This window comes from Variovorax dokdonensis (genome assembly GCF_030316895.1).
GTDB classification, from domain to species: Bacteria; Pseudomonadota; Gammaproteobacteria; order Burkholderiales; family Burkholderiaceae_C; genus Variovorax; species Variovorax dokdonensis.
Window position 1 is genome coordinate 1,118,093 of record NZ_JASZYV010000001.1, and the last position, 10,633, is coordinate 1,128,725.

At 68.4% G+C, this 10,633-nt stretch carries 10 protein-coding genes; 2 read left to right on the forward strand and 8 right to left on the reverse strand.

Translation table 11 applies throughout. The features are described 5' to 3' along the window. From QTH91_RS05215 to QTH91_RS05235, 5 genes are all read right to left on the reverse strand, one after another. Positions 1–1,287, reverse strand: coding sequence for a c-type cytochrome (locus QTH91_RS05215; RefSeq protein WP_390368722.1), 1,287 nt, complete (start codon positions 1,285–1,287; stop codon positions 1–3). A 9-nt stretch (positions 1,288–1,296) separates the two neighbouring features. Next, entirely contained in the window at positions 1,297–2,088 is a 792-nt protein-coding gene (locus tag QTH91_RS05220) for a c-type cytochrome (RefSeq protein WP_286658948.1), read from the reverse strand. Positions 2,089–2,166: 78 nt separating this feature from the next. Further along, positions 2,167–3,129 (reverse strand): DMT family transporter, encoded by a 963-nt coding sequence (locus tag QTH91_RS05225; RefSeq protein WP_286658949.1) that lies wholly within the window; start codon positions 3,127–3,129, stop codon positions 2,167–2,169. Further along, positions 3,126–3,629: a methylated-DNA--[protein]-cysteine S-methyltransferase gene (locus tag QTH91_RS05230; RefSeq protein WP_286658950.1), complete on the reverse strand. Its 504-nt coding sequence runs from the start codon at positions 3,627–3,629 to the stop codon at positions 3,126–3,128. Before QTH91_RS05230 ends, QTH91_RS05225 begins: the two co-directional genes overlap by 4 nt. Beyond that, positions 3,626–5,179 (reverse strand): Ada metal-binding domain-containing protein, encoded by a 1,554-nt coding sequence (locus tag QTH91_RS05235; protein ID WP_286658951.1) that lies wholly within the window; start codon positions 5,177–5,179, stop codon positions 3,626–3,628. Before QTH91_RS05235 ends, QTH91_RS05230 begins: the two co-directional genes overlap by 4 nt. A 135-nt stretch (positions 5,180–5,314) precedes the next feature. Here QTH91_RS05235 and QTH91_RS05240 point away from each other — a divergent pair, with 135 nt between their 5' ends. Further along, positions 5,315–6,697 carry a phosphomannomutase/phosphoglucomutase gene (locus QTH91_RS05240; RefSeq protein WP_286659624.1) on the forward strand — a complete coding sequence of 461 codons (1,383 nt, stop codon included), beginning with the start codon at positions 5,315–5,317 and terminating at the stop codon, positions 6,695–6,697. Between the two features lie 5 nt (positions 6,698–6,702). Then, positions 6,703–8,103 carry a 3-deoxy-D-manno-octulosonic acid transferase gene (locus QTH91_RS05245; protein WP_286658952.1) on the forward strand — a complete coding sequence of 467 codons (1,401 nt, stop codon included), beginning with the start codon at positions 6,703–6,705 and terminating at the stop codon, positions 8,101–8,103. Here the strand turns inward: QTH91_RS05245 and QTH91_RS05250 are convergent. From QTH91_RS05250 to QTH91_RS05260, 3 genes are read right to left on the reverse strand one after another with little or no spacing between them, the layout of a single operon-like run. Continuing rightward, positions 8,066–9,559, reverse strand: coding sequence for a TolC family outer membrane protein (locus tag QTH91_RS05250; RefSeq protein WP_286658953.1), 1,494 nt, complete (start codon positions 9,557–9,559; stop codon positions 8,066–8,068). The two genes, QTH91_RS05245 and QTH91_RS05250, sit on opposite strands and share 38 nt — an antisense overlap. Before the next feature lie 23 nt (positions 9,560–9,582). Then, positions 9,583–9,921, reverse strand: coding sequence for a rhodanese-like domain-containing protein (locus QTH91_RS05255; protein ID WP_286658954.1), 339 nt, complete (start codon positions 9,919–9,921; stop codon positions 9,583–9,585). A 20-nt stretch (positions 9,922–9,941) separates the two neighbouring features. After that, positions 9,942–10,613 (reverse strand): protein-L-isoaspartate O-methyltransferase family protein, encoded by a 672-nt coding sequence (locus QTH91_RS05260; protein WP_286658955.1) that lies wholly within the window; start codon positions 10,611–10,613, stop codon positions 9,942–9,944. Positions 10,614–10,633 lie beyond the last annotated feature (20 nt).

Genomic DNA, 10,633 nt, shown 5'->3' on the forward strand with positions numbered 1-10,633 from the left:
TCAGCGTCGCATGGCATCCTGCAGGCTCACGGCCGGTGCGTCGTTGCCCCAGGACGCACGCACATAGGTGAGCACGGCCGCAATGTCGGCATCGTCGAGCACCTGCCCGAATGGCGGCATTCCGGCTGGCTGCGGGTTGCCTGCGGTGGTGGGCAGGTAGCCGCCATGCCGCACCACCTGCACGAGGTTGCTCGCGTCCGTCATGACGACGGCGCGGCGCTGGCGAAGTGGAGGAAAGGCGCCATCCTGCCCCTGACCTTGCTCGCCGTGGCAGTACGCGCATTGCCGGTCGTAGATGGCCTGGCCACGGGCCAAGGTGGCTGCGTCGCGCACGTGTCGGCTCAGCGCCGGTGGATTCTTCGCTCCGCTCGTCAAGGAGGGCGGCAGTTCACGCAGGTACGTGGCGATGGCCAGCAGGTCGGTGTCGCTCAGGTGCTGGGTGCTGCCCCATACCACGTCGGCCATGGGGCCCATGGCCGATGCATGCGGCGCCTTGCCCGTCTTGAGCAGCGCGACGGCTTCCTCGGCAGACCAGTGGCCCACGCCTGCCTCCGCCGGGTCGTCGAGCGCAGGGGCATACCAGTTCTCGCCAGGAATGACGGCGCCGCCCAGACCTCTCGAATCGATGGTGGCACCGAGCGAATTGCGGGCGCCGTGGCAAGCCACGCAGTGCCCGGCGCCCTGCACCAGGTAGGCACCGCGGTTCCACGATGCCGATCGCTGCGGGTCGGGAGCGAATTCGGCCGGCTTGAAGAAAAGCGCCCGCCATGTGGCCAGGGCCAGTTGCGTGTTGTAGGGAAAGCGCAGTGCATGCGGCGCATTGGCCTGCGGCGATGGCGGCACGGTGCGCAGATAGGCGAACAGCGCATCGGAGTCTTCTCGCGTGATCCGCGTGAAGCTCGGATAGGGAAACGCCGGATAGAGCAGCCGTCCGTCGCGCGAGCGGCCGTTGTGCAGGGCGCGCCAGAAGTGGTCGGCATTCCACCCGCCGATGCCGTGTTGCTTGTCCGGCGTGATATTGGATGCGCGGATGGTGCCGAACGGCGTGTCGATGCCCACGCCGCCCGCGTAGGGCGCCCCGCCGCGCTCGGTGTGGCAGCCCGCGCAATTGCCTGCCAGCGCCAGGTAGCGGCCCCGATCGACCAGGGCCGCGCTGTAGTGGTTGGGCGCAGCGGCATCCGAGACAGGGTCTTCACCGCGCATGTTGAGCGTGAGCAGCGCGGCGACGCCCAATGCCGCGAACAGGATCAGGATGGCGAGCAGTGTGATGAGCCGCTTGAGCATGATGATGCGGCTTCAGCGCGCGGTCGCCAGCGGTTGCGCCCGCATGGCGTGGCATGGCGTGGGCAATGGGGCGGAACGCGCCGCAGCGCGCGATTCCTGCGGCACGGGCTGAATGGCCAGCCATGCCGCGACGGCGTTGATGTCGGCGGTGTCGAGCTTGCGTCCGACCTGGGACATGCAGTCGGGCTCGGGTGCGCTTCGGTCGCCTGTCAGCCAGGCGCCCAACTGCGATGCGATGTACAGCCGGGGCAGGCCCAGCAATGGCGGAATGCCGGGCTCCACGCCCATCAGTGCATCGCCGTGGCAGCTTGCGCATGCGGGTATGCCACGCGCCGCATCGCCTTCGCGCACCAGCTGCTGCCCGCGCGCGAGCACGTTCGCGTCCGCATCGGTGGTGGTGCCGACCGCCGGATAGGGCAGGTCCAGGCGGGCAAAGTAACGGGCCATGTCACGCAGGTTCTCGTCGGACATGTGGCGCACCAGGTAGACCATGTCGCGATGAAAGCGCCGCCCGTCCCTGAAGCTCTGCAGTTGATCGAACAGGTAGCCCTCCGGCTTGCCTGACAGGCGAGGGTAGTAGGCGGCATTGCTGCTCGACCCTTGCCGACCGTGGCAGGCGATGCAAGGCGCCACGCGTTGCTCGATGGTGGCTCGTGCCCCGGTATTGTGTCCGGCATTGGCTTCGGCCGCAGCCACGGCGCCCACGGAAAAGGCAAGCAGGACGAGCACCGAGGCCGGCCGCAAGGCCGAGGCGATGGATCGACCGCGTTGCCTCTGCGGCGGCGTGGGTGCGCGAGTTTTCATCGATCCCGATTCGACCACATCGGGCAACGCGTGGCGCAGGGCTGGACAAAGTGTCCACGCCCATGCGCCGTGGGCCATTCAGCGAGCGGGTGGCGCCGAGCGGCCACGCCGGCCCAAGCGGATGAGCCCTACGGACAGCGCCACGCCGCACGCGATGATGGCCGCGCACATCAGCATCCACGCCGTGACTTCCTCGCCGAGGAAGATCACGCCATAGAACACCGCGAATACCGGCACCAGGAAGGTGACCGTGAGGGCACGCGAAGGCCCGGCGGTTGCGATCAGGCGAAAGAAGAGGACGTAGGCCAGTCCCGTGCACGCCACGCCCACGGCCAGCATGGCGAGCCAGGCCTTGCCGCTCGGCATTTGCGCCGGCCAGTAGTACCAGGTCGGGATCGCAAGTGCGAGGCTGGCTCCGAGCTGGCTGCCGGCCGCGGTGGCGAAGGCCGGCACGCCGGTCAGAAAGCGTCGGGTGGCGTTGGCGGAGATGCCGTAGCTCAGGCACGCGCCCAGGCAGGCCAGCACCGCAAGCACGCCGGAAAGACGGTCTCCCTCCTTGAAGCCGGCGTCATGGCCTGCCAGCAATGCCACGCCGGCGAAGCCGATCAGCAGCCCGACGATGCGCGAGCCACTGGGTCGCTCGCGGAACCAGGCCCAGGCAATCAGCGCGCCGAACATCGGCACCGCGGCGTTCAGCACGGCGGCGAGGCCACTGTTAATGGTGAGCAGCGCATAGCAGAACAGCGCGAACGGAATGGCCGAGTTGCTGACGCCGATCAGCAATACTGCCTTCCAGTGCCGCACGAGTTCGGGGCCTTGGCCGCGCAGCACCATGAGCGGCAGCAGCACCAGCGTCGCGATCATCACGCGAACGCCCGCGGTCGGCAGCGCGCCGAACTCTGCGGCGCCGATGCGCATGAACAGGAAGGAAGAGCCCCACAGGGCACCCAGCAGCAGCAGGTCGACCAGCCATCCGCCTGGCCGCGCCGAGTTCACCGTGATCTTGCCGATGGTCTGAGCCGACGAACGGTCATTGCTCATGCAGCGATGCCTTCGAGCGCGAGAAGGCGCACCTTGCGGTCCAGCCCGCCCGCGTAGCCGGTGAGCGACCCATTGGCACCCAGCACGCGATGACAGGGCACGATGACGCTCAGCGGATTGCGCCCGACGGCGGCGCCCACGGCGCGTACGGCGGCGCTACGGCCGATCTCGGTGCCCAACCTTCCGTAGCTCGACGTGGCGCCGTGTGGAATGCGCAGCAGGGCCTGCCACACGGATTGCTGGAATGGCGTGCCGTGCGACAGGTCCAGCGGCACGTCGAAGCGCTGGCGTGTGCCGGCGAAATAGTCGGTCAGTTGCGCAGCGGCCTGGCGCAGCACCGGGTGATCGTCCGAAATGATCCAGCCGGTGGTGTCGGGCGAGTGGCGTTGCGCGTCGAACCAGACGCCGGCCAGGCCCCGATCGGTGGCGGCCAGGGTGATGCCGCCCAGCGCGCTGGTGATGGATGTGGTGTAGACGGCCATTGTTTTGTGGATTTTCATGTTGGAGCCTTTGCTGCAAGGGTTGAAGGCGCGGCGGCGCCGTGCCAGGCGCGCAGTACCGCGTAGCTGCGCCAGGGCTTCCAGGCGCTAGAGGCCAGTTCTGCGGCGCGTGCGGTGCCGACGCCCAGCGCCTTCTGCAGCGCAACGTCGCCGGCGGGGAAGGCGTCGGGCCAGCGAAGGGCGCGCATCGCGATGTACTGCGCCGTCCAGGCGCCGATGCCGGGCAGCGCCTGCAAGGCCGCCAGCGTGGCATCCAGTTCTGCGCCGGGCCGCAGCACGAGTCTTCCGGCGGCGACTTCCCGAGCCAGTGCCTGCAATGCCGCCTGGCGCTGGCGCACGATGCCCAGTTGCCCGAGCGCATCGCCGTCGGCCTCGGCGAGGGCCTCGGGCGCCGGAAACAGCCGGTCGAGTCCGGGGATGGGCGTGTCGACCGACTTGCCGAAGGCCTGGACGAGCCGCGTGCCGAAGGTTCGTGCCGCCGCGACCGTGACCTGCTGACCGAGCACGGCGCGCACGGCCAGTTCGAAGCCGTCCACTGTGCCCGGCACGCGCAGCCCGTCGCCGCTCGGGAATGCGTCGTGCAGGACGGCATTGATGGCCAGCGGGTCGGCATCCAGGTCGAACAGGGCACGGCATCGGCTGATGACGATCGGCAGAACGCCCGCCAGCGACGGGCTGACTTCGAGTTGCGCCTGCTCGCGCGCTTCGTCGATCTGCATGCGCAGCCAGCCGTGGTGCTCGTGGCCGCCGTGCGCCAGACCCAGCGTGCGCGCATAGCTGGCGGTGGCGCCGGTCCCGCCGGTTTGAACGAGTTCGACGCTGCCCAGGGCCCGCCGGCCGAAGAACGCCATCATCTGTGCCGCGTCGTAGGGCGGGCGCAGGCCGATGCGCACGCGCACGGGCTGTCCCTGGGCGTTGCCGTCGGCCGCATCGCTGCTGCGCCGCATGGCGGAGGGGTTAAGGCCGTAGTGTTCCGTGAATGCCGCATTGAAGCGCCGCACGCTCGCAAAGCCGCTGGCCAGGGCGACCTGCGCCATGGGCAGTTGCGTGTCCGCGATCAGTTGCTTGGCAGCCAGCAGGCGGCGGGTCTGCAGATACTGCAGCGGCGAAACGCCCAGATGCTTCTCGAAGAGCCGCCGCAAGTGACGATCGCTCACGCCCAGCCGCTGGGCAATGCGCGCGGTGGCCGGCGCATCGTCCTCATCGCCGCCGTTGCCGCTCCAGGTGTCGGGTTCGTCGATCAGCCGCGCCGCCTGTAGCGCCAGCGTGCGAGTCGCATCCTCGGTGGTCCAGGCGCCCGCTCGCGGAGCCAGTTCGGGCCTGCAGCGAAGGCAGGGCCGAAAGCCCGCGGCTTCGGCCTGGGCCGCGTGCTGGAAGAAGCGGCAGTTCTCGCGGCGCGGGGTCTTCACGCGGCAGACCGGACGGCAGTAAATGCCAGTGGAAGTAACAGCGGTGAAAAAGCTGCCATCGAAACGCGCGTCATGGGCCTTGAGCGCCAGGTAGCAGGCATCTGCGTCAAGGCCAGTCTGGGGCGTGAGGGTGCTGTTCATGACTGCCCATCATAGGTTCGTCCGACAAGGCCATTGGCCATTTTCGGACATGCGGACGGGATGTCACGGCCGATGCGGCCCCTACAATGGCCAGTCCCACTTTTGACTCAATTTCGCAAGAGAGAACAGGTGACCATGCAGCTCAGCGCGTCCATCTTCAAGGCCTATGACATCCGCGGCGTGGTGCCGAGCACGCTCGACCCCCGCGTTGCCGAAGCGCTGGGCAAGGCCTTCGGCGCCGCTGCGCGTGCCGCCGGCGAGAAGGCGGTGGCCGTCGGTCGCGACGGGCGCCTGTCGGGCCCCGCGCTCAGCGAGGCCCTGATTCGCGGCCTGATGGCCACCGGGCTCGAGGTGATCGACGTCGGCACCGTGACCACGCCCATGCTGTACTTTGCGGCAAACACCCTGTGCACCAGCGGCATCCAGGTCACGGGCAGCCACAACCCCAAGGACTACAACGGCTTCAAGATGGTGCTGGCCGGCCGCGCCATCTACGGCGAAGAGATCCAGGGTCTTCGCCGCGTCATGGAAGCCGACAGCGCGCCGCTGGCCGAAGGGGGCAGCGTGCGCAAGGTGGATGTGCTGCCTGCTTACACCGAGCGCATCGTCGGCGACGTGAAGCTGGCGCGCCCGATGAAGATCGTGGTGGACAGCGGCAACGGCATTGCCGGCGCGTCGGCGCCCGCGATCTTCCGCGCGCTCGGCTGCGAGGTGACCGAGCTGTACAGCGAAGTCGATGGCAACTTCCCCAACCACCACCCGGACCCGAGCAAGCCCGAGAACCTCCGCGACCTGATCGCCGCGCTGCAAGCGGGCGATGCCGAACTTGGCCTTGCCTTCGACGGCGACGGCGACCGCCTGGGCATCGTCACCAAGGACGGCAACAACATCTTCCCCGACCGCCAGATGATGCTTTTCGCCAAGGACGTGCTGTCGCGCGTGCCCGGCGGCTCGATCATCTACGACGTCAAGTGCTCGCAGCGCCTGGCGCCGGCCATCGAGGCCGCGGGCGGTGTCGCCGAGATCTACAAGACCGGCCATTCGCTCATCAAGGCCCGCATGAAAGAGGTCGATTCGCCCTTGGGCGGCGAGATGAGCGGCCACATCTTCTTCAAGGAACGCTGGTTCGGCTTCGATGACGGCACCTATGCCGGCTGCCGACTGCTCGAGATCCTCAGCCGCTCGCCCGACGCGAGCGAAGTGCTCAACGCGCTGCCGACCAGCTTCTCGACGCCAGAACTCAACGTGGCCTGCGCCGAGGGCGAGCCGCACCGCGTGGTGGAAGAACTGGTCAAGCGAGCCAGCTTCCCGGCACCGGCCAAGGTGCTCACCATCGACGGCGTGCGCGTCGACTGGCCAGACGGCTTCGGTCTGGTTCGTGCTTCCAACACTACGCCGGTGCTGGTGCTGCGCTTCGAAGGTCAGACGCAGCAGGCGCTCGAGCGCATCGAGCACGACATGCTGGCCCTGCTCAGGTCCGTCAAGCCGGACGCGCAACTGGCCGCTGCCGCCCACTGAGTTTCGTGCGGTCCCTGTCGCTGCGCCTGTATGGCGCGACCACCTGGCTCTTGCAGCCGCTGCTTCGTCGCAAGCTGCGGCGTCGTGCCGTGGCCGAACCCGGCTACGGCGTCGCCGTGGAAGAGCGCTTCGGCCACTATGACGAAGCCATGCACGGCGCCGGCTGGTGCTGGATCCATGCCGTCTCCCTCGGAGAGACCCGCGCCGCCGGCGTGCTGATCGACGCGCTTCGGCGCGAGGTGCCGGGCATCCGCATCCTGCTCACGCACGGCACCGCCACCGGCCGGGAGGAGGGCGCTCGCCTGCTGGGCCCGGATGACATGCAAGTCTGGCAGCCATGGGACACGCCCGTGGTGGTGCGGCGCTTTCTCGATCGCTTCCGACCGCGCATCGGCATCCTGATGGAAACCGAGGTCTGGCCAGAGCTCACCGCCGCCTGCGCGGAGCGGGGTATTCCGCTGGCACTGGCCAATGCGCGACTCAACGAGAAATCGTTGGCCGGCGCCAAGCGGCTGGCCTGGATCTCGCGCCCGGCCTATGGGTCGCTGGCGGCGGTGTGGGCGCAGACCGAGACCGATTCACATCGCCTGGTTTCTGCCGGCGCACGGGTCGAGGGCGTGTTCGGCAACCTGAAGTTCGACGCCACGCCCGATACCGTCCAGTTGGGCCGGGCGGCCCGACTGCGCGAGCAATTGCCCAAGCCGGTGGTGGTGTTCGCCAGCTCGCGCGAGGGCGAGGAGCGCATGTTCCTCGAGACGCTTCGCCACCTGCGGCATTCGCCGCCGGTGGGCTGGTCGCCGGCTGCGGCCAAGAAGGTGCGCCTGCCTGTGCAGGACGTGCAGTGGATGATCGTCCCGCGCCATCCGCAGCGCTTCGACGAAGTCGCCGCCCTCATCGAATCCTGCGGCTTTGCGGTGGCGCGCCGCAGCGCCGGCTCGCCGTCGGGCGAGGGCGAAAGCATCTGGCTCGGCGATTCGCTGGGCGAGATGGCGCTCTACTATGGCTTGGCCGACATCGCCCTGCTTGGCGGCAGTTTCGCCATGCTGGGCGGGCAGAACCTGATCGAGGCGGCCGCCTGCGGTTGCCCGGTGATCATGGGCCCATCCACCTTCAACTTTGCGGAAGCGTCGGAACTGGCGCTCGAAGGCGGCGCCGCCTTGCGCGTGGAAGACATGGAGCAGGCTATCACGCAGACCCTGATGCTGGTGGCCGATCCGGCTCGCCAGAACGCGATGGTCCAGGCGGCGCTGGCGTTCTCGTCGGCCCATCGCGGTGCTGGCGCGCGCACGGCCGCCGCCATCCTGGCGTTGGTAGCCCGCACCGAAGCGAGCGCCGGACAGGATCCGGCCCTGGCGCCCGAGGCGACGGTCAGCGAGTCGGGGTCGCCGGTCGAACGGGAGGCGTAGCGCCGCTGGCCGGCGGGGTCACGCCCTGCACCGGCGGCGGGGCGATGGGGCTGACCGTGGCGGCGGACGGCTGATCCGCCGATGCGGCGCTGCCGCTGTTGCCCGCGCTGGCCAGCACGCTGTTGAGCGGCTGAAGATCCTGCGGCGTCAGCGAGCCGGTGGCCTGGCGCAGCCGCAGGTTGCCCAAGAGCACGTTGTAGCGAGCCTGGGCAAGGTCGCGCCGAGTCTGGAACAACTGGCTCTGCGCATTGAGCACGTCGATGTTGATGCGAACGCCCACCTGGTAGCCCAGGCGGTTGGCTTCCAAGGCGCTCTGGCTGGAGGCTTCGGCCGCTTCCAGCGCCTTCACCTGGCCCATGCCCGAAACCAGGCCGAGGTAAGCCGTGCGCGTGGACTGCGCCACGTTGCGGCGCGCAAAGTCGAGCTGCGAGCGAGCCTGGTCTTCGAGCGCCAGCGTTTCCTTGATGCGGTTCTCGGTGGCGAAGCCGGCGAACAGCGGCATGTTGAACACCAAGCCGATGCTGGCGGCGTTCACCCGCACGCCGGCCGGCGTGGTGCTGGTCGAGGTGCCATTCGGGTTGTTGGTGACGTTGTAGCCAAGCTGCGCATCCAGCGTGGGCTTGTGGCCGGCGCGGGCCTTGTCGACCTCGAGCTTGGCCACTTCCATGTTGCGCTCGGCGGTGAGGATGGACGGATGTCCGTCCTGCGCCTGCTGCACCCAGATATCGAGATTGGCGGGTGCCAGCGCGGGTAGCTGCACCGGCGCGGCCAGCGGCGTCGGCGTGGCGTTGACGCGACCCACCAACTGGTCGAGCGCGACCTTGCGGATCTGCAGGTCGTTCTGCGCGGCGATCTCTTGTGCCAGCACCAGGTCGTAGCGGGCCTGGGCTTCGCGGGTGTCGGTGATGGTGGCGGTGCCCACCTCGAAGTTGCGCTTGGCAAAGGCCAATTGCTCGGCTGTGGCTGCTTTTTGCGCACGCACCAGGGCCAGTGCGTCTTGCGCGGCGAGCACGTCGAAGTACGCCTGGCTCACCCGCACGATGAGGTCCTGCTCGGCCAGGTCAAGCTGCGCCTTGGAGATGTCGAGCTGGCGGCGGCTCTGTTCCCAGGTGGCCCAATTGGCCGGGCGGTAGAGCGGCTGCGTGGCGTTGATGCCCACCGATTCCTGCGGAATGCTGCGGTCGATTCGGCCCTGCACCGGCCCAATGTCGGTGCGCAGTTCCTGGTCGGTGTGCGATGCGCTGGCCGACAGGCCCACCTGCGGCAGCAGCCCGGCACGGGCCTGCTCGGCGCGGGCGACCCCGGCGTCGTAGGCCGAGCGGGCGCTCTGGTAGGTGGCGTCGAAGCCCCGGGCTGCTTCGTAGAGTTCGATCAGGCTCTGGGCCTGCGCGGGCATTGCGGCGCAAAGAGGGGCAATGAGTGCGCAGCAGAGGGAAACAAGCCGGAGCCGGGGCATGAGCGTCCTTGGGTTGATGGAATTCAGTAGCGCGGTACCGAGGGGTCGACCTGCCGCGACCAGGCGTCGATGCCGCCGGCCACGTTGGCGATGCTCGAAATGCCTCGCTGATGCAGGAATGAGGCCACGTGCTGGCTGCGCGTGCCGTGATGGCACAGGCAGGCGATGCGGTCGTAGGGCCCGAGTTCCGACAGCCGGGCAGGGATCTCGTTCATGGGAATGGCCAGCAGCGTGTAGCCCAAGGGCTTGACGCTGGCCGTCTGCACTTCCCAGGGCTCGCGCACATCCAGCAGCAACGGCTTCGCCTGCGCGTCGCGGGCGAACCAGTCGCCAAGATTCGCAGGGAGGACTTGCTCGATCATGACTTTGGCTGCCTGCGGATTCAGAAGTTGAAGCGCGAGGGCTCGGGGAAGTTCAGCAGGCGCGGGGCGACGATGTCCCATGGCTGCTGCGTATCCCACTGGCCTTCGCTCGTGCGGGTGATGAAGTGGGCGCGCATCATGGGTTCGTTGCCCACGATGGCACCCAGGCGTCCGCCAATCTTGAGCGAGCCCAGCAGGTTCTGCGGCACGCGCGCCACCGAGCCGCTGAGCACGATGACGTCGAAGCTGGGGCCGCTGGGCAGCGGCTTGGCGCCGTCGGCCGTGCGAACCTCGACGTTGGTCACGCCATTGCGCTTGAGGTTGTCGGCGGCGGTCGCTGCCAGCTTCGGGTTGATTTCGAGGGTCAGCACCTGAGCGGCGCGGTGGGCCAGCAAGGCGGCCATGAAGCCGGAGCCGGTGCCGATCTCGAGCACGGACTCGTGCTTCTGGATGTGCAGGTCCTGCAGCATGCGGGCCTCGACCTTGGGCGAGAGCATGACTTCGCCGGGCAGATCGCCCAGGGGGATGTCCATGTCGAAGAAGGCCAGGGCGCGGTGCTCGGCCGGCACGTAGTCTTCTCGGCGGATGTTGGCAAGCAGGTCCAGCACGTCGCGCTCGAGCACGTCCCAGGGGCGGATCTGTTGCTCGATCATGTTGAAGCGCAGGCGCTCCAGGTCTTGGGGGGTGTTCATGGGCTTCCTTCCGGGTTCTG